We start from the raw sequence: 18,878 nt of genomic DNA on the forward strand, positions 1-18,878 counted from the left end.
AATTTTAAGTTTTATAACATTAGCGCGTATTCAACTTAAAGATATAACACTTTAGATGTATATTATTATCTTCGGACAATTATCAGGAGGTTTATATGGATTACGCATATTTAAATTTGGAACATTTTTTTGCAAGGCATGATGATTTGGATATGATTAAAGATAAATCAGATTTTGTTATGATAAACAATATGGCAAAAGAAATGATGTATCGAGACGGGGAAATCGAAGGTACGATTGATTTAAATCGTTATTTTTATAAAAATAGATCACAAGCTGCAAGCTTTATTATAATGGATTATTATAAAAGTCAAGAGTAATGAAATTAAAATTTCATTACTTTTTTTATGAATATGTAACAACATTCATATTAAATTGTCTGTTCAAGTAATTAGTGTTAAACTTTATTATCGGATAGGTTTAAAGCTATGATACATATGACGAAGGAGTATCCTTCCTAATTATTACCTAAGAGGTGTAAACATGACGAAGCATAAAAAAGGCTCAATTCTATCAATCATAGGTTTGTTGATAGTCTTAGGTGTAGCTGCGGTCGTTGTTTTTTCGATGATCTCAGATCAAATCTTTTTTAAAGAAGTTGACGAACAAGAAAAAGTAGAAAATCTTAAAGTTACTTTGGATAAAGCATCTAAAAAACAAATTGATAATTACACTAGCCAACAAGTTTCAAGTAAAGATAATAAAACATGGAGAGATGCGTCATCTACTGAGATAAAAGCTGCGATGAATAGTAGTGAATTTATTGAAAGTGATACGCAAAAATACCAATTTTTAGAATTAGATAAGTATCAAGGTATTGATGAAAATAGAATAAAACGCATGCTTATAGATAACCCTACGTTGTTAAAGCATTCTGATGATTTTATAAAAGCAGCACAGGACAAGCATGTTAACGAAGTATATTTAATTTCACATGCATTACTTGAAACAGGTTCTGCCAAGAGTGAGCTCGCAAGTGGTGTAGAAATTGATGGTAAAAAATACTATAACTTCTTTGGCGTAGGTGCGCTCGACGAAGATCCAGTTAAAACAGGCTCAGAGTATGCTAAAAAACACGGCTGGGATACACCACAAAAAGCAATAAGTGGTGGCGCTAACTTTATTCATGATCACTTTTTATCTAATGAAGATCAAAACACGCTTTATAGTATGAGATGGAATCCTAAAAACCCAGGAGAACATCAATATGCTACTGACATTAAATGGGCTGAAAGTAATGCGACTTTAATGGCTCATTTCTATGAAGATATGAAAACAGAAGGAAAATATTATAAATATTTTGTTTATAAAGATGATGAGAAGCACAAAAAATAAATAAGTATTTGGGGTATTAATTTCTAATACAAAAGGGACTAACAGAACGTAGACAAACCAAGTGTGATGTGTATTGTAAAAGCATTGGTTTGTCTTTTTAAGTATTCTTCCCTTGAGACAACTTTTGTGCATCAATTTGATTATTTAATACTTATTGGAAATGGAAAGAATCTTTTTTCGCTAATATCTGAGAGGACCAGCTGAATTTTAAAGTCAGTTAGTCCTCTTTCTTTATATTCATAATTTATATAAAGAAAAGAGTCTCCAAAAGTGGAAACTCTTTATAGTTATTCTGCTTTATTTTTTTGGCTTATAAGAATGAAGAACATAAGTGCTGATATAAACACTTTTATAGTAAATTTCATATTATCACTTCCTAATCTATGACAATATATTAACATTAAATATGTGTATAGATACATATTTAACTAAGTATAGTCGTAAATACTGTGCATTATTTATTTTCAAAATAATTATGCTTTTTTAAAAATTCTTCTGCAACAACTGCTGGCTCTTTGCCTTCTCCATCTGCTTCATAATTTAATTTTTGCATTTGCTCTGTACTTATTTTATCGTTTAATTTATTAATTGCTTTTTTAACTTCTGGTTGTTCTTTTAAAAGTTTATTTGGTGCTACGGCACTTGCATCATATGTTGGGAAGAAGTTTTTATCGTCTTCAAGTACTACTAAATCATAAGCTGCAATTCTACCATCAGTCGTATAGCCAAGTGCAACATCTAATTTTTTACTTTTCAAAGCATCGTAAACGAGCCCAATTTGCATCGGTTTAATAGAGTCAAAAGCAAAACCATAATGCTCTTGGAAAGGAGCGTAACCATCGCCACCACGTTTAATCCAAGTTGTATCTGTACCTACATTCACTTCGTCTTTAACTTTCTCTAAATCTGATACAGTATGTAAATCATATTTTTCTGCAGTTTCTTTAGTTACCATAAAGGCAAAAGTATTTTCAAAACCATAAGAATCGAAAAATGTCTGATCAAATTTTTGCTGGAACAATTTTTTAGTTAATTTCATCGCTTTTTTAGGTTCCGTGACGGGTTCAGATTCAAGGACGCCCACCAAATCTGTCCCAGTGTAACGGGTACTCGATATATCAGCATCGCCATTCATTAAGGCATTATGCTGGATTGTGGCTGAACCTAAGTTATTAATGATAGATCCTTTAATTTTACCCTCTGTATTGTGTTCGATAAGATCTATTATCATATAAGCCATGATTTGAGATTCACTCGTAGCTAAAGCGGATACTTTAACCTCATTCTTTGATTGGCTTCCGCTAAGTCCCGGCAACCCGCAACCGGATAATAATATTGTGCTTGCTATAATTAAATATAACAAATGATTTAAAAATTTCATTGTCTAACCCCTTAAAATAAGTACAAAAATAATAATTTTTCAATATATTAATATTAACATATTTATCAAAATATTATAACAATGCTAAATTGTACGATAGTTGAATACATTAGCATGTAATATAAGCATAATCATTGCTATAATGAATATAAATAAATTTAATAAGGGTGTGTACAATGCGAATAGCTATCATAGGAATGGGCACAGCGGGTGTAAGCTTGCTAAAGGAATTAGTGAAACATGATAATTTTGCAACAATGAATATAGACATGTACGATAATCCTAAAAATATGGGTCAAGGTGTACCTTTTCAGAATGACAGTGATCAATTGTTAATTAATATGCCTGCTAAGCAAATGTCTTTAAATTTAGATAATCAAGGTGAGTTTTATGAATGGTATAAAACACAATCGATATTTAAGTTTTCTAACCCAGAGTATTTACCAAGATTTATATTTGGGCATTATATGAAAGATTTTTTGGAAAAATATAATTATCAATTTGAAAATATCCAGATGATCAAAGAGGAAGTGTCAGAAGTATTCATTGAGGCTGATGTAGGTCAAACAGATGTTAAATATTATGTTTGTACTTCGAAAGACATGTCGAATTGTCAAAAATATGATGCTGTATTTTTAACGATTGGTACACTGTCATATCACGATCCGTACCATTTGAAAGGGAAAAAAGGATATATTCACACGCCATATCCAACTTATAACACATTAGACGATGTGGATGATACTGACAGAATTGCAATCATTGGCACTGGTTTAGCATCTTTAGATGTGATTCGCTATGTTACTGTGCATCACCCTAAATTACCAATTACTATAACAAGTCGTAAAGGACAATTGCCAAGCGTAAGAGGTGAAATGCCTGACATGGAATTTAAATACTTAACACCAGAAAATTTTAATACAATAAAGAACGAAAATTTCGGAAATGTACCTTTGGAAGAAGCGCTAAATTTATTTATGAAAGATTGTGCCTATTATGATATTGCAATTAAAAAATTAGTACGCCGTAGACAAAATGATCCGGTGAAAGATTTAACATATGATTTAGAGCATGAAAATGAATTAGGAGCGTTCCAAAGTATACTTGAATTAGTAAAAGAAAATTTAAATTGGATATGGAATAGTTTCAGTAGAGAAGACCAAAAACAATTTTTAAAAGATTACCAATCGATATTAAAAGATAATTCTAACCCAATGCCTCCGCGTACTGCTAAATTAATTATAGACCATATTAAAAATGGGACTATTGAAATTAAAAGTGGTCTAGAGGATGTTCAATATGACGGAAATCAATTTTGTTTCAAATATAAAAATGAGACAGAGACAATGCATAAATTTGATGTCGTTATCAATGCAACTGGTTCAAAAACGCAACTATCAGATCTTGACAATGATGATCAATTGGTTTTAAATCTTGAAAATAGGCAGGTTGTACAAGCACATCCACTTGGCGGTATACAAATTATTGCTGAAACAAATCAAATTATAAGCCCGCGCTATGGAACACTTAAGCACATGTACGCATTAGGTCAGTTAACAAATGGAATCAATCAATCTCGAAACGGTGTAGCTATGATAGCTAAACAAGCAGTAAGTGTAGTAAATCAGTTATTAGCGAATAAGTAATTGCAAAATAAAATCATTAACTGTATATTTTTGGTGAGTTTAATTTTTAAAAATGATAATTTGAGTATAAACGGTATAAAAACCATAATAAAAATTAATTAATTTTTTCATTAATTTAAGTAAAAAGCTTTTCTTATTAGTATTTAAAGCATTTTAATGATAATAATACGTTAAAAATAAAGCCGACTTAGATAATATGAATTGTCATTCTGCTTAAAATGTAGTACGATATTGATGTAACTTAGTAATAGTTATTTGACTCAATCATTAATTACAATTTCATAGAGATTCTTTCGGGGCAGGGTGAAATTCCCAACCGGCAGTAAACAAAGCCTGCGACCTACATTTGATTATTCAAATGTGGCTGATCTAGTGAGATTCTAGAGCCGACAGTAAAGTCTGGATGGGAGAAAGAATGAAGTATAACAAAAATGACACTTTTTAAGTGTTTATTTGGCATACACTTATGTTTAAAATGTATAAGTGTATTTAACTTGAAGCTAATGATGTTATATCAATATATCCCACACCTGAAATATTTTATTTCAGGTGTTTTTTTATTATTTAGAGGTGATAACGTGAGTCAATATTTAAATTATGCAATCCAATTAGCACAAATGGTTACTGGCCAAACTGGTGTAAACCCACCTGTAGGCGCTGTAGTTGTTAAAGACGGTCGAATCGTAGGTATGGGCGCACACTTAAAAAAAGGCGATAAACATGCTGAAGTACAAGCGTTAGATATGGCACAAGATGAAGCTAAAGATGGTACTATATTCATTTCATTAGAGCCATGCACTCATTTTGGTTCGACTCCACCTTGTGTAAATAAAATTATCGATTTCGGCATAAAGAAAGTTGTATATGCTGTAAAAGATACGACTTTACCCTCTAATGGTGACGAAATATTACAACACGAAGGAATAGAAGTTGAATTTCGTCATAATGCACAAGCAGAACGCTTGTACAAAGACTTCTTTATAAGCAAAAGTAAAGAAGTACCTGAAGTGACAGTTAAAGTATCTTGCAGTTTAGACGGTAAACAGGCTACTGATGAAGGTGAAAGCAAATGGATTACGAATACAGCCGTCAAGCGTGATGTATTCAACTTACGTCATAACCATGATGCTGTACTTACTGGTAGAGGCACGTTAGATGCAGATAACCCTCAATATACAACACGAATTGAGGAAGGTAAGCATCCAATAAAAGTAATTTTATCGCAATCAGGCCAAATTGATTTTGAATTAGACATGTTTAAAAATGCTAATACACCTATTTGGATTTATACGCAAAATGAAAACTTAAAAACAGATAATGAGCAAGTAGAAATTATTATATTAACTGATTGTTCAATTGAAAATATTTTAACAGATTTATACCAAAAGGGAATTGGAAAATTGTTAGTAGAAGCAGGTCCAACCGTATCTTCAGTGTTTCTACAATCTCAATATACGAATGAACTTATCTTATATTATGCCCCGAAAATTATAGGTGGTTCTGGTAATTATCAATTTTATCAAACTAAGAACATTTTTGAATTATCAGAAGTACCGCAATTCGAAATTATTAATTCCCAAATGCTTGAGCAAAATATTAAATTAGAGTTGCGAAAGAAGTGAATAATCATGTTTACCGGTATTGTTGAAGAAATAGGCACGATTAAAAAAATAACGACACAACAATCTGTAGTTAACTTAACGATTGATTGCGAGACAATCTTATCAGACATGCATATTGGAGATTCTATAAGTGTGAATGGTGCATGTTTGACTGTTGTTGATTTTAATAAGCATTCGTTTTCTGTACAAGTGATTAAAGGCACAGAAAATAAGACTTATCTAAATCATTTAAACCAATCTGCAGAAGTAAATTTAGAAAGAGCGATGAGTGGTCAAGGTCGTTTCGGAGGTCATTTTGTGCTGGGACATGTAGATGAAGTCGCTAAAATCACACGTATACAAGCATCAGATAATTCTAAAATTGTAACAATAAAGCCTACTACTACACTTATTAAACAAATGGTGCAACAAGGTTCCATAACTGTAGATGGCGTGAGTTTAACTATTTTCCACTTAAAGGATGCAGAATTCGACATTCATCTCATCCCCGAAACACGAAGATCCACTATTTTAAACCAAAAACGTGTAGGCGATTCGGTCCATATTGAAACTGATATGTTATTCAAATATGTCGAGAAAATTGTCAGCAATAATGAATCAGGATTAAGTACAGAAAAGCTTAGAGCATTTGGATTTTAGGAGGGATAGTATGAAATTAGATAGTATAGATACAGCACTTGCGGAACTTAAAAAAGGTAAAAGTATCGTCGTTGTTGATGATGAAAATAGAGAGAATGAAGGCGACTTAGTAGCTGTGACAGAATGGATGCAAGATAATACCGTTAATTTCATGGCGAAATATGGTAGAGGACTTATTTGTGCACCAATCAGTAAAGATATAGCTGAAAAATTAGAGCTCAATCCAATGATAAGTCATAACTCTGATGTCTATGGGACACAATTTACTGTGAGTGTCGATCATATTAACACGACGACAGGTATCAGTGCTGGCGAAAGAACAATGACAGCCAAAGCATTAATTGCAGAGCATGTAACGGCTAGTGATTTTAATAAACCAGGTCACTTATTCCCGTTAATTGCACAAGATAATGGTGTATTAGAAAGACGTGGTCATACAGAAGCATCTGTAGATTTAGCTAAACTAACAGGGGCTAAGCCGGCAGCATTGATTTGTGAAATTATGAATGAAAATGGTTCTATGGCTAAGGGTGAAGAGTTAGAAGCGTTTAAGCAAAAGCACGAGCTTGTAATGATTTCTATTGAAGATTTAGAAACATATAGAAAATCATTAACATCTAAGTTAGAAGCAAAAGCGAAAGTGAAGTTGCCTACTGAACATGGCAATTTTGATATGTATGGTTTTACTTCACAGACGAGTGACGAAGAACTTGTTGCAATTGTAAGTGGAGATATAAAGAAAACAGAAAATGTGCGTATTCATTCTTCTTGTCTGACTGGCGACATTTTTCATAGTCAAAGATGTGATTGTGGTGAACAACTAGAAGCTTCTATGAAATATATAAGTGAACATGGTGGCATTATTTTATATTTACCTCAAGAAGGTAGAGGTATTGGTTTAATTAATAAGTTAAAAGCATATGAACTTATTGAACAAGGTTATGATACTGTGACAGCTAATATCGCTTTAGGTTTCGAAGAAGATTTGAGAGATTATAAAGATGCTGCGAAAATTTTAAAATATTTTGGTATTGAAAGCGTGAATTTGTTAAGTAATAACCCCAAAAAGTTCGAGAGTTTAGAAACTTATGGTGTGAATATTAATAAAAGAATTGATCTTGTAGTTCCAACAAATAAATTTAATCAAGATTATATGGACACGAAAAAAGAAAAAATGGGTCATTTAATATAGGAGGTCAATAGGATGAATTTTGAAGGCAAATTAATAGGTTCCGATTTAAAAGTAGCAATTGTTGTAAGTAGGTTTAATGATTTTATTACAAACCGTTTATTAGATGGTGCTAAAGATACTTTAGTACGACATGAAGTACCAAAAGAAAACATTGATGTGGCATATGTACCAGGCGCATTTGAAATTCCATTAGTAGCTAAAAAATTAGCTCAGAAAAGTGACTATGATGCAGTGATTACGTTAGGTTGTGTAATAAGAGGATCTACTTCTCATTATGATTATGTTTGTAATGAAGTGGCGAAAGGTGTTTCTAAAGCAAATGATGTTGCTGATACACCAGTTATCTTCGGCGTCGTTACAACTGAAAATATTGAACAAGCTATAGAACGTGCGGGTACAAAAGCAGGAAATAAAGGTGCAGATGCAGCAATTAGTGCAATAGAAATGGCTAATTTATTAAAAGAAATATAGTTGATCAAGATTGAAGCGCCAATCTTTTTAGAAAGGCATAAAGTAGTTTCAACTAAAATAAAAAGAATTGGGCAAAACGATACCGTTTTGCCCAATTCTTTTTTAAAATTATTTTTTAAATATACGATATACTAGGGCACTTGTTGCTCCAAGGGCTGCAAATACACCTGTAACAATACCCGCTTTTTTCATTATTTTTGGTTTCATTAGTTCTTTAAACATTAAATTTAAATTCTGAGGGCGTTCTGCTAGTCGTCTCATAAAGTAACTAAACCAATCATCACCATAAGGTACATAAATACAGAAATTGTTACCTTCCCCAGCTATTTTCTCTGCTAAATCAGTACGGAAACCATATAACATTTGAAATTCGTACTGGTTTTTGTCAATTTTGTTGTCTTTGATAAATTGTTTTATATGTGTAATAACCTTATCATCATGAGTTGCAATTGAAGTTACATTTTTAGCGTTTAATAATCTTTTTTCAATTAAACGTATGTAATTTTCGTCAATGTCTTCTTTTGTTTGATAAGCTATCGTATCAATTTCTTTATATGCGCCTTTAACCATGCGCAATCGTAATTCTGGATATTTATCTACAAGTGTATCAGCTTTATATAAATAACCTTGAATCACGGTGCCTACATTTTTGAATTCACCTTTTAAGCGGTCTAATACTTGCGTAATATCAAATAAACTATCATACTTTTCAGTATCGATATTAATATGCATATTATTAAACTCATTAGCTTTTAATAATATTTCACGTAGATTGCGATAAGCAAGATCTAAATCAAACTCAGAGCCTAACTGGCTTATTTTAATAGACATGTGACCATCTAAGCTATTATTGTAAATAGCGTACATCACTTCTAATATTTGATCTTTTGATTGAATTGCTTCACCTTCAGTTAGAACGAATTCTCCAAGGCAATCTACAGTAACTGTAATTCCCTTGCTGTTTAGACGTTCAATTGTGTCTAATAAGGCTTCGATCGTATTGCCGGCAACCACTTTATTTGCACCGAGCATTGGACCGATTTCCTTAGCAGTCTTATTTAGAAAAGGGTTGTTAGATAACCCGATAAAAAAGTTTTTCACAATTGGCATATTAATTCCTCCCATTCTGCTTATAGCTGATCTTTCAATATAAGTGTAGCATGAATCTAAAGGTAATGAAATCGTTTACAATGAAATATATTACACTTTAATTTATTAAATACACATATGGTAAAGTGTTGCTTATAAGATGCTTTTAATTTTTAAAACAAATTGAATTTTTCACGTCCGTGGCTATGTTTAAAATGGAAAAAGTACATCATATTTTGATACAATATATATAATGAAATTTAACGAGAAGGGGAAGTATGTATTATGTGGAAATGGGAAACCGAAAAGGAAGCTAAAGGTGTCGTGGTAATTGCACATAACATGCTCGAACATACGGGAAGATACGCATATGTAATTACGATGCTTCGCCGAAATGGATATCATGTTATTATGGGTGATTTACCTGGACAAGGTCAAACATCACGTTCTAACAAAGGGCAAATCGACAATTTTGATGTATATCATGAGCATATTCTTGAATGGATTAGAATAGCAAATGAATATAAAATACCAACTTATGTGTTAGGTGTCGGTCTAGGTGGTTTAATTACACTTAATTTACTTGAAAAAGTAGAAGTACCAATTGAAGGTTTGATGCTTTTATCTCCACTTTTAGAATTTAAGAAAAGTAATAAATCTCGTAAAGATAAAATAATTTCAAATATAGGCAAAGTAGCTAAAGATACCAGATTTAAAGTAGGTATCACAGTTGAAGACTTAACACGAAACGAAGAAGTGATAGGAGAAACAAAAAATGACCAACTGATGTTGCAGAAAGTAACTTATCATTGGTATAAACAAATCATAGAGATTATGAAAGAAACGGTAACGCATTTAACTGATATTAAACCATTACCACTACTTTTAATGTATGGTCTAGAAGATCAAGTTGCAGATGTATCTACAATGGAGTTAATTAAAGGTAAAGTGAAAACAGATGAATTATATTTCAAAGCATGGGCAGGACTTTATCATGAGGTACATAATGAACCTGAAAGAGATGAAGTAATGAGATATATCTTGGCATTTTTAAATAATAGTGCAAGTAATAACGGCTTTATTGTGCATGATGAACATGAAGTATCTTAATTTTAAAAATCAACATACAACAGAATTTAAAAGTTTCGTCATTTTAATATAAAGTAGGAAAAGCATCGGAAAACATAAATTGTTATCTGATGTTTTTTTATGAAAAATATCGAAAAACAGGATATGTACACATCATGTTTATGTATTTTATTATTAATGTTATAAAAAGTTTGTGAAAAACATAACAAAGATGTTGAAAAGTATCTAAAACACTGTTATATTAATATTGTGAAATTAATCACAATATGTAACTAACGATTGAATATGTGAGGAGAGTCATATAATGAAACATGTTAAAAATAATAAAGTAGTGTTAATAGGTGATGGGGCGGTAGGTTCAAGTTACGCTTTTGCGTTAGTAGCTCAAGGTGTTGCTGATGAATTGGTAATTATTGATTTAGACGAAGAAAAAGTTAAAGGTGACGTCATGGATTTAAACCATGGTGCGCCGTATGGTGATTCACCAGTGAAAATTAAAGCAGGTACATATAAAGAATGTACAAATGCTGATTTAGTCCTTATTACTGCTGGAGCGGCTCAAAAACCAGGTGAAACACGCTTAGATCTTATTGAAAAAAATACCAAAATATTTAAAGCAATTGTTTCTGAAGTTATGAAATCTGGATTCGACGGTATTTTCTTAATTGCTACCAATCCAGTAGATGTCTTAACATATGTGACACACAAAGTTTCTGGTTTACCGAAAGAAAAAGTGATAGGTTCTGGTACAATTTTAGATACAGCACGTTTTAAATATGAATTAGCTGAAGAATTTGGGGTTTCATCAGGTAGTGTACACGGTCAAATCATTGGTGAACATGGCGATTCAGAATTAGCAGTATGGTCTCAAGCTAATATAGCCGGTCAATCTTTATACCAGCTACTAAAAGATGACTCTGAAAAACAACACAGAGTTGAAGAAATTTTTACAAATACGCGAGATGCAGCTTACGATATAATACAAGCAAAAGGTGCAACATATTATGGAATTGCAATGGGGTTACTCCACATTACAAAAGCAATTTTAAATAATCAAAATGTTGTATTAACAATTTCTAGTTATTTAGAAGGTGAATACAACCAAGAAGGTGTCTATATTGGAGTGCCGACACAAGTAAATAAGGAAGGTGCTGTAAAAGTTTTTGAAACGCCTCTAGACAGCCATGAGCGTGAATTATTCGAAAAATCAGCTATTATTTTGAAAGAAATGCAAAATAAAATATCTCATATAATTGCATAATTCATAGTTTAAATTTAAACTGTATATAAGATTAATTTTATTAAAAATTCTAATGTTAATTCAGTGAAGAATTTATTTACTATGAATGATGTTTTTTGATAAATTAATTTTACATGTTTAACTTTATACTATGATTGGGGGATTTTTCTATGGGGAAGACATTTACTGATAATGTTGATGGCGTTTTAAGATTAGAAATGGTGTTGAATGACATCGAAGATATCTTTAACAAAGTACAAAAGCAGTACAAGATGTCTAAAGAAGAAATTTTGATTCTTTTAACGCTTTGGAAAGAAGGATCAATGACTTTGAAAGAAATGGATGATTTTGTTCACATTAAATCTTATAAGCGTACAAGAACTTATAATGATTTAGTGGAAAAGGCGTGGATTATTAAAGAAAGACCACAAAATGACGAACGTACAGTTATTATTCATTTCAATGAAGATTTAAAAGCGCAAAGGGAAAGCCTTTTAAATTTCTTTAAAGAAGAAATTGAATCAAAATCAACTAGCATTCAAACTAGTCTTAAATCTATCATTAACTTATAGGGAATAAGCAAAGCCTCGGTAGTCAACTACCGAGGCTTTTGTTTGTCTTTTTATATTTTATTATAAATAATTATTTGTGCACGCTTTCCGTGGGCAGAGCCTTAGCTTGAAGTCTTCAGCTCATGTTTTCCCTCAGGAGTCGGTCCAAATCAGTGATGGTAATTAAAAAAGGAATTAAACATGAAAGACAAGAGGCTGTAATATAAATACATATTTTAGCCTCAATCTTTATTTGGTAGTAGTTGACTGAATTGAAAATACGCTAAAATTAAGCATTTAAAGAACTACTATTCCATTTTATAGTCAGCTTTGCCAGAGTGAGACAGAAATCTTATTAGGAAAATTAGATTTCTGTCCCACTCCCTTGTCTGAGGTTTGGAATAGTTATTTCAATTTCGAATAAATTGTTAATAATGGTAATTGTGTTTAGAAATTATACCTTAAACTCATTATGTATTAACAATCTAAATTTTTTCTAGTGCGCAGATAAACGGCGGGTTATTCTGTTGATTAATAAATTGATATTGCAATACATGTGCTTTAGTTTGATCAAACTGTGACAAATATTCAATTACAGCATCACGTTCTAACTTACCTTCATCATGACCGTGATAAATAACTAATATGATGACGCCTTCTGGAGCTAATATATCAAAAATTGAGTTGATAGCTGATAATGTGCTTTCAGGGTGGGTAACAATGGATTTATCACCTTTAGGTAAATAACCTAGATTGAAAATTGCAGCATCCACTTTACCAATGTCACTCTCTTGAATATGCTGTTTTACATGCGCATGACTATCTTGTATCAACGTTACATTGTGATAACCTTCAATTTTTTGCTTTGTATTGCTGATGGCTTCTGTTTGGATATCAAATGCATATACTTTGCCTTGAGTCACTTGTTGCGCTAAAAAGTGTGTGTCATTGCCATTACCACAAGTAGCATCTATGACAATACTTTCCGATGTAATGTGTTGTTGAATCAACGTTTTCGCAAAAGGTAAAATACGTTCTAATTTCATGATTTTATCGTACTTTCAAAATGTTTACCTTGATACGATTCTCTGCGACCAAGTTCATTATCAATTTCGTTTAGTACTTCCCATTTATTAACGCTCCACATGGGACCTACCATTAAATCAATCGGACCGTCGCCAGTGATTCTGTGAACTATCATTTCTTTTGGAATAATTTCCAATTGATCACAAACTAATTTAGTATACTCATCTTGTGACATAAATTCTAACATGCCTTTATTATACTGTTTCACCATTGGTGTACCTTTAAGTAAATGAAGTAAGTGGATTTTAATACCTTGGACATCCATTTGAGCGACTTCTTTAGCTGTTTCCATCATCATCGTATAATCTTCGCCTGGCAAACCATTAATAATATGCGTACAAATATTAATATTATGTTTACGTAATTTTGCGATACCTTCATAATATGTTTGCATATCATGCGCACGATTGATTAAATCTGATGTTTCTTGATGAATTGTTTGTAAACCAAGTTCTACCCATAAATATGTACGCTCGTTTAACTCTGCTAAATATTCAACTACATCATCAGGCAAGCAATCAGGTCGTGTACCTATAGAAAGGCCAACAACACCAGGCTCCTTTAAAGCAGTCTCATATTTCTCTCGTAATTCTTCGACAGGCGCATGCGTGTTCGTAAATGCTTGGAAGTAAGCAATATATTGACCGTCACTCCATTTTTCGTGCATTCTATCTTTGATTTGTTGAAATTGTACATCGATTGGATCCACACGATTACCTGCAAAATCTCCGCTACCTGCAGCTGAACAGAAAGTACATCCGCCATGTGCTACAGTACCGTCTCTATTAGGACAGTCAAAGCCACCGTCAATTGCTACTTTGAAAATCTTTTGTCCAAATTTATTTTTTAAGTGATAATTCCAAGTGTGATATCTTTTATTCTCGAATGCGTAAGGGAAAAATTGTCCCATATAACATTTTCCTTTCTGAATTCATTCTAGTTAAAGATTTTAACATATTTTAATGATATAGTGTTTAGAGTAAAATTAGAAATTTTTTAAATAGAGAGGAGCTTACTGTTATGAAAATGCCTAAATCAGTGTGGTGGTTAGTTATTGGGATGGCATTAAATATCACTGGCTCAAGTTTTTTATGGCCCTTAAATACAATTTATATGAATGAACAATTAGATAAAAGTCTTACAATGGCTGGTTTTGTCCTAATGATTAATTCGTTTGGGATGGTTATTGGCAATTTATTAGGTGGTAATTTATTTGATAAATTAGGTGGATATTCGACAATTATGATAGGTACTGTTATATGTTTAATCAGTACAACGTTATTAAATTTCTTTCATGGATGGCCTTGGTATGCAGTTTGGCTTGTAGCATTAGGTTTTGGTGGCGGTATGATTATTCCAGCTATTTACGCACTCGCAGGAGCTGTGTGGCCCCAAGGTGGACGTCAAACGTTTAACGCAATCTATTTAGCACAAAATTTAGGCGTCGCGATAGGTGCAGCATCTGGTGGTTTTGTTGCAGAGTTGAGTTTCAATTATATATTTATAGCTAACTTATTAATGTATGTGGCATTTGCAGTGGTGGCAATGACACAATTTAATATTAAACTTGATGTGAAGGTGAAAGCGAATGATACGATGTCTTTACTGTCTAAGCAAAACAGAGTTCAATTTACTGCGCTATCACTTTTATGTGTGATGTTTAGTATTTGTTGGATTGCATATATTCAATGGGAGAGTACGATTGCTTCTTTCACTCAAGAAATTAATATGTCGATGAGCCAATACAGTTTGTTATGGACTGTTAATGGTATTATGATTCTGGTAGCCCAACCGTTAATTATGCCAGTTATCAGGTTACTAAAAGGCAATTTGAAGTATCAAATGTTGGTAGGTATAGCGATTTTCATAGTGTCATTTTTAGTGACGAGTTTTGCCGAACAATTTTCAGTGTTCATGATAGGTATGATTATACTGACATTAGGTGAAATGTTTGTTTGGCCCGCCGTTCCTACGATTGCAAACCAATTAGCTCCAAAAGGGAAAGAAGGCGCGTTTCAAGGGTATGTTAACTCAGCAGCAACTGTAGGTAAGGCTTTTGGTCCACTTATAGGCGGTGTCCTTGTAGATACACTTAATATGCAAGCGATGTTTTTATGTATGATAGGTTTACTTGTTATCGCAGTGTTTTTCTTAATGATTTACGACAGAAAATTACCAAAAGATGTGTAAATTTTACGCAGAAAATAAACAATATAGTAATTTGATCGAACAGGTTTAAGATTACCTGTTCGATTTTTTTATATAAATTAACAAATCGCAACACAGAAACTTTTAGTGTAGCTTTATTTCTGGTTTTCCACTTGAAATAAAACCTTTTTTCAAATATCATTAGTAATGTATAGGAGTAGTAACTTGAAAGCTTTTCTACAGAGAACTAGGATAGGTGGAACCTAGTGTTAAGCATTGAGTGAACTTACCAGGACTTAAATGAATTTATAACATCTCTAACTATTAATTTAAATGAGTGCACATTTAATGTGAAACAGGGTGGTACCGCGGTGAAAGTCGTCCCTTTTGAAATCGATAATAGTTTGAGGTGTTTTTTTATTGAATAGGAGGAAAAGTAGTGAACTACAATCATAATGAAATTGAAAAAAAATGGCAGGATTATTGGGCAGAACATAAAACTTTTAAAACGAGCGATAATTTAGGTCAAAAAAAATTCTATGCGCTAGACATGTTTCCATATCCATCAGGTGCAGGACTTCATGTAGGCCATCCAGAAGGTTATACAGCTACAGATATTATTTCTCGTTATAAACGTATGCAAGGCTATAATGTGTTACATCCAATGGGATGGGATGCATTTGGTCTCCCTGCAGAACAGTATGCTCTAGACACTGGAAATGATCCTCGTGAATTTACTAAAACAAATATTCAGACGTTTAAACGTCAAATTAAAGAATTAGGTTTCAGTTATGATTGGGATAGAGAAGTTAATACTACAGACCCGGAATATTATAAATGGACGCAATGGATTTTCATTCAATTATATAATAAAGGACTCGCTTACGTAGATGAAGTTGCAGTAAACTGGTGCCCAGAACTTGGTACAGTGCTTTCAAATGAAGAAGTTATTGATGGTTTGTCAGAACGTGGTGGATACCCTGTCGTAAGAAGACCAATGAAACAATGGGTATTAAAAATTACAGAATATGCAGACCGTTTACTTGAAGATTTAAATGACTTAGATTGGCCAGAATCATTAAAAGATATGCAACGTAACTGGATTGGTCGTTCAGAAGGGGCTGCTATCTCGTTCGATGTAGAAGAAAGTGATGCTCAAATAGAAGTGTTTACAACACGTGCAGATACTGTATACGGTGCAACATTCTTAGTGTTAAGCCCAGAACATGAACTTGTAAATCAAATTACAACAGCAGATCAAGAAGCGGCTATCAAAGATTATCAACAAGAAGCGGCTAAAAAATCAGACTTAGAGCGTACAGGGTTATCTAAAGAAAAATCAGGTGTGTTCACTGGAGCATATGCAACGAATCCTTTATCTGGACAACAAGTTCCAATATGGATTGCAGATTATGTGCTTGCGACATATGGCACTGGTGCAGTTATGGCAGTGCCAAGTGGAGACCAAAGAGACTATGAATTCGCAAAAACATTTGATTTGCCAATTCTAGAAGTTATCGAAGGTGGAGACTTATCGCAAGAAGCTTATGATGGAGATGGGCCACATGTTAATTCAGGCGAATTAAATGGTTTATATAACGAAGAAGCGATTGCTAAAGCAATTGAATTGTTAGAACAAAAAGGCGCAGGTACTCGAAAAGTAAATTATAAATTGCGAGACTGGTTATTTAGTCGCCAAAGATATTGGGGTGAACCAATACCTGTAATTCATTGGGAAGATGGTTCAATGACTACTGTGCCAGAAGAAGAATTACCACTACTTTTACCTGAAACAGATGAAATTAAGCCTTCTGGTACTGGTGAATCTCCATTAGCTAACATTTCAGATTTTGTTAATGTGGTTGATGAAGAAACTGGAATGAAAGGTCGTCGCGAAACAAATACTATGCCACAATGGGCAGGTAGTTGTTGGTATTATTTAAGATATATTGATCCAGATAATGATCAAATGCTTGCAGATCCAGAAAAATTAAAACACTGGCTACCAGTTGATTTATACATCGGTGGTGTGGAACACGCAGTACTTCACTTGTTATATGCGAGATTTTGGCATAAAGTATTATATGATTTAGGTGTAGTCCCTACGAAAGAACCATTCCAAAAATTATTTAACCAAGGTATGATACTTGGTGAAGGTAATGAAAAAATGAGTAAATCAAAAGGAAATGTAATTAACCCAGATGATATCGTGAAATCACACGGTGCTGATACTTTACGTATGTATGAAATGTTTATGGGGCCACTTGATGCAGCTATTGCATGGAGCGAAAATGGTTTGGATGGCTCTAGACGTTTCTTAGACAGAGTTTGGCGCTTATTAGTTACTGATGATGGTTTGATTTCCGATAAAGTGGTAAACAATAATAGTAAAGCTTTAGATAAAAGTTATCATCAAACAGTGAAAAAAGTCACTGAGGATTATAATACTTTGAATTTCAATACTGCGATAAGTCAATTGATGGTATTTACCAATGATTGTTATAAATCAGATGAAATTTACAAACCATATATTGAAGGTTTTATCAAAATGTTGGCACCAATTGCGCCACATATAGCTGAAGAATTATGGACGCGACTTGGACATGAAGAAACAATCACTTACCAACCATGGCCTTCATATGATGAAACATTGCTCGTTGACGATGAAATTGAAATTGTTGTTCAAGTAAATGGTAAAGTACGCGCTAAGATTAATATTCCAAAAGATACTTCAAAAGAAGAAATGGAACAATTAGCACTTGGTAATGATAATGTTAAAGCTGAAATTGAAGGTAAAGATATTAAGAAAGTCATTGCAGTACCGAAAAAATTAGTTAATATTGTAGCAAAATAAGAACAGGAGGAATTATTTATGGAATCTATTACAATTGATGAATTGAAAGATAAAGTTTTAAATTCAGATCCAATTCATATTGTTGATGTTAGAACGGATGAAGAAACAGCTATGGGTGTGATACCTGGTGCAGAAAAAATACCGATGAATCAAGTTCCAGATGAATTGAATCATTTTAACAAAGATGAAACATACTACATCATCTGTAAAGTGGGTGGACGTAGTGCACAAGTTGTACAATTCCTTGAACAAAATGATATACATGCAGTTAACGTTGAAGGCGGCATGGACGCATGGGGCGATGAAGGTTTAGACATTAAGAGTGTTTAAATTAAAATAAAGCATATAGTCTAGAATTAAATATTCTAGATTTAATAAATGGCAGTTAGCTTTCTAAAGAAGAGAGTTAACTGCCAATTTTTTTGCACGCTTTCTACGGTCAATATTAAATAATTCAATTATGAACTTGTCAAAGACAATGCTTGTTTCAAAGAAAAATACAAATCAAAAAGACAAACGCAATGAATTTGTAGCA

The 18,878-nt window shown here is 32.7% G+C and carries 17 protein-coding genes and 1 riboswitch; of the genes, 13 read left to right on the forward strand and 4 right to left on the reverse strand.

Annotation, left to right across the window (positions count from 1 at the left end; genetic code table 11):
* The first annotated feature begins 95 nt into the window (after positions 1-95).
* A complete protein-coding gene (locus M4L39_RS12060; protein ID WP_277582231.1) occupies positions 96-320 on the forward strand; it encodes a hypothetical protein in 225 nt (74 codons plus the stop codon).
* Between the two features lie 163 nt (positions 321-483).
* Entirely contained in the window at positions 484-1,335 is an 852-nt protein-coding gene (locus tag M4L39_RS12065) for an N-acetylglucosaminidase (RefSeq protein ID WP_277582232.1), read from the forward strand.
* A gap of 454 nt (positions 1,336-1,789) precedes the next feature.
* Here the strand turns inward: M4L39_RS12065 and M4L39_RS12070 are convergent, their stop codons facing one another.
* A complete protein-coding gene (locus tag M4L39_RS12070; protein WP_277582233.1) occupies positions 1,790-2,716 on the reverse strand; it encodes an osmoprotectant ABC transporter substrate-binding protein in 927 nt (308 codons plus the stop codon).
* Between the two features lie 176 nt (positions 2,717-2,892).
* On the opposite strand from M4L39_RS12070, the gene M4L39_RS12075 reads away from it, so the two are divergent.
* From M4L39_RS12075 to ribH, 5 genes are all read left to right on the forward strand, one after another.
* A complete protein-coding gene (locus M4L39_RS12075) occupies positions 2,893-4,362 on the forward strand; it encodes an FAD/NAD(P)-binding protein (protein ID WP_277582234.1) in 1,470 nt (489 codons plus the stop codon).
* A gap of 285 nt (positions 4,363-4,647) precedes the next feature.
* A riboswitch (FMN riboswitch) is annotated at positions 4,648-4,781 on the forward strand.
* 159 nt (positions 4,782-4,940) lie between these two features.
* On the forward strand, positions 4,941-5,984 hold the full coding sequence (gene ribD, locus M4L39_RS12080) for a bifunctional diaminohydroxyphosphoribosylaminopyrimidine deaminase/5-amino-6-(5-phosphoribosylamino)uracil reductase RibD (RefSeq protein ID WP_277582235.1): 1,044 nt from the start codon (positions 4,941-4,943) through the stop codon (positions 5,982-5,984).
* Between the two features lie 6 nt (positions 5,985-5,990).
* On the forward strand, positions 5,991-6,623 hold the full coding sequence (gene ribE / locus M4L39_RS12085) for a riboflavin synthase (protein ID WP_277582236.1): 633 nt from the start codon (positions 5,991-5,993) through the stop codon (positions 6,621-6,623).
* A 10-nt stretch (positions 6,624-6,633) separates the two neighbouring features.
* Positions 6,634-7,815 carry a 3,4-dihydroxy-2-butanone-4-phosphate synthase gene (gene ribB, locus M4L39_RS12090; protein ID WP_277582237.1) on the forward strand — a complete coding sequence of 394 codons (1,182 nt, stop codon included), beginning with the start codon at positions 6,634-6,636 and terminating at the stop codon, positions 7,813-7,815.
* Between the two features lie 12 nt (positions 7,816-7,827).
* A complete protein-coding gene (gene ribH / locus M4L39_RS12095; protein WP_277582238.1) occupies positions 7,828-8,286 on the forward strand; it encodes a 6,7-dimethyl-8-ribityllumazine synthase in 459 nt (152 codons plus the stop codon).
* A gap of 108 nt (positions 8,287-8,394) precedes the next feature.
* On the opposite strand, the gene M4L39_RS12100 is transcribed toward ribH, so the two are convergent.
* On the reverse strand, positions 8,395-9,396 hold the full coding sequence (locus tag M4L39_RS12100) for a proline dehydrogenase family protein (protein ID WP_277582239.1): 1,002 nt from the start codon (positions 9,394-9,396) through the stop codon (positions 8,395-8,397).
* Positions 9,397-9,660: 264 nt separating this feature from the next.
* Here M4L39_RS12100 and M4L39_RS12105 point away from each other — a divergent pair, with 264 nt between their 5' ends.
* From M4L39_RS12105 to M4L39_RS12115, 3 genes are all read left to right on the forward strand, one after another.
* Positions 9,661-10,485, forward strand: coding sequence for an alpha/beta fold hydrolase (locus tag M4L39_RS12105; protein WP_277582240.1), 825 nt, complete (start codon positions 9,661-9,663; stop codon positions 10,483-10,485).
* 283 nt (positions 10,486-10,768) lie between these two features.
* Entirely contained in the window at positions 10,769-11,725 is a 957-nt protein-coding gene (locus tag M4L39_RS12110) for an L-lactate dehydrogenase (protein WP_277582241.1), read from the forward strand.
* 149 nt (positions 11,726-11,874) lie between these two features.
* The gene (locus M4L39_RS12115) at positions 11,875-12,276 is read left to right on the forward strand and encodes a transcriptional regulator, SarA/Rot family (RefSeq protein WP_021339039.1); all 402 of its coding nucleotides are present in this window, start codon (positions 11,875-11,877) and stop codon (positions 12,274-12,276) included.
* Positions 12,277-12,740: 464 nt separating this feature from the next.
* Here M4L39_RS12115 and M4L39_RS12120 read toward each other — a convergent pair whose 3' ends face one another.
* Positions 12,741-13,301, reverse strand: coding sequence for a tRNA (mnm(5)s(2)U34)-methyltransferase (locus tag M4L39_RS12120; RefSeq protein ID WP_277582242.1), 561 nt, complete (start codon positions 13,299-13,301; stop codon positions 12,741-12,743).
* Positions 13,298-14,251: a TIGR01212 family radical SAM protein gene (locus M4L39_RS12125; RefSeq protein WP_277582243.1), complete on the reverse strand. Its 954-nt coding sequence runs from the start codon at positions 14,249-14,251 to the stop codon at positions 13,298-13,300. Before M4L39_RS12125 ends, M4L39_RS12120 begins: the two co-directional genes overlap by 4 nt.
* A 110-nt stretch (positions 14,252-14,361) precedes the next feature.
* Here M4L39_RS12125 and M4L39_RS12130 point away from each other — a divergent pair, with 110 nt between their 5' ends.
* The 3 genes from M4L39_RS12130 (at position 14,362) to M4L39_RS12140 (ending at position 18,673) form a co-directional block, all read left to right on the forward strand.
* On the forward strand, positions 14,362-15,531 hold the full coding sequence (locus M4L39_RS12130; protein WP_277582244.1) for an MDR family MFS transporter: 1,170 nt from the start codon (positions 14,362-14,364) through the stop codon (positions 15,529-15,531).
* Positions 15,532-15,928: 397 nt separating this feature from the next.
* Complete coding sequence (gene leuS / locus M4L39_RS12135; RefSeq protein WP_277582245.1) at positions 15,929-18,343, forward strand: leucine--tRNA ligase; 2,415 nt, start codon at positions 15,929-15,931, stop codon at positions 18,341-18,343.
* Between the two features lie 18 nt (positions 18,344-18,361).
* A complete protein-coding gene (locus M4L39_RS12140) occupies positions 18,362-18,673 on the forward strand; it encodes a rhodanese-like domain-containing protein (RefSeq protein ID WP_277582246.1) in 312 nt (103 codons plus the stop codon).
* Positions 18,674-18,878 lie beyond the last annotated feature (205 nt).

This window comes from Staphylococcus equorum (assembly GCF_029531845.1).
Lineage (GTDB): Bacteria > Bacillota > Bacilli > Staphylococcales > Staphylococcaceae > Staphylococcus > Staphylococcus equorum_C.

Bases quoted from the DNA above. Each gene is read 5' to 3' on its own strand.
- M4L39_RS12060 (WP_277582231.1), top strand. From the start codon at position 96: ATGGATTACGCATATTTAAATTTGGAACATTTTTTTGCAAGGCATGAT.
- M4L39_RS12065 (WP_277582232.1), top strand. From the start codon at position 484: ATGACGAAGCATAAAAAAGGCTCAATTCTATCAATCATAGGTTTGTTG.
- M4L39_RS12070 (WP_277582233.1), bottom strand. From the start codon at position 2,716: ATGAAATTTTTAAATCATTTGTTATATTTAATTATAGCAAGCACAATA.
- M4L39_RS12075 (WP_277582234.1), top strand. From the start codon at position 2,893: ATGCGAATAGCTATCATAGGAATGGGCACAGCGGGTGTAAGCTTGCTA.
- ribE (WP_277582236.1), top strand. From the start codon at position 5,991: ATGTTTACCGGTATTGTTGAAGAAATAGGCACGATTAAAAAAATAACG.
- ribB (WP_277582237.1), top strand. From the start codon at position 6,634: ATGAAATTAGATAGTATAGATACAGCACTTGCGGAACTTAAAAAAGGT.
- ribH (WP_277582238.1), top strand. From the start codon at position 7,828: ATGAATTTTGAAGGCAAATTAATAGGTTCCGATTTAAAAGTAGCAATT.
- M4L39_RS12100 (WP_277582239.1), bottom strand. From the start codon at position 9,396: ATGCCAATTGTGAAAAACTTTTTTATCGGGTTATCTAACAACCCTTTT.
- M4L39_RS12105 (WP_277582240.1), top strand. From the start codon at position 9,661: ATGTGGAAATGGGAAACCGAAAAGGAAGCTAAAGGTGTCGTGGTAATT.
- M4L39_RS12110 (WP_277582241.1), top strand. From the start codon at position 10,769: ATGAAACATGTTAAAAATAATAAAGTAGTGTTAATAGGTGATGGGGCG.
- M4L39_RS12115 (WP_021339039.1), top strand. From the start codon at position 11,875: ATGGGGAAGACATTTACTGATAATGTTGATGGCGTTTTAAGATTAGAA.
- M4L39_RS12120 (WP_277582242.1), bottom strand. From the start codon at position 13,301: ATGAAATTAGAACGTATTTTACCTTTTGCGAAAACGTTGATTCAACAA.
- M4L39_RS12125 (WP_277582243.1), bottom strand. From the start codon at position 14,251: ATGGGACAATTTTTCCCTTACGCATTCGAGAATAAAAGATATCACACT.
- M4L39_RS12130 (WP_277582244.1), top strand. From the start codon at position 14,362: ATGAAAATGCCTAAATCAGTGTGGTGGTTAGTTATTGGGATGGCATTA.
- M4L39_RS12140 (WP_277582246.1), top strand. From the start codon at position 18,362: ATGGAATCTATTACAATTGATGAATTGAAAGATAAAGTTTTAAATTCA.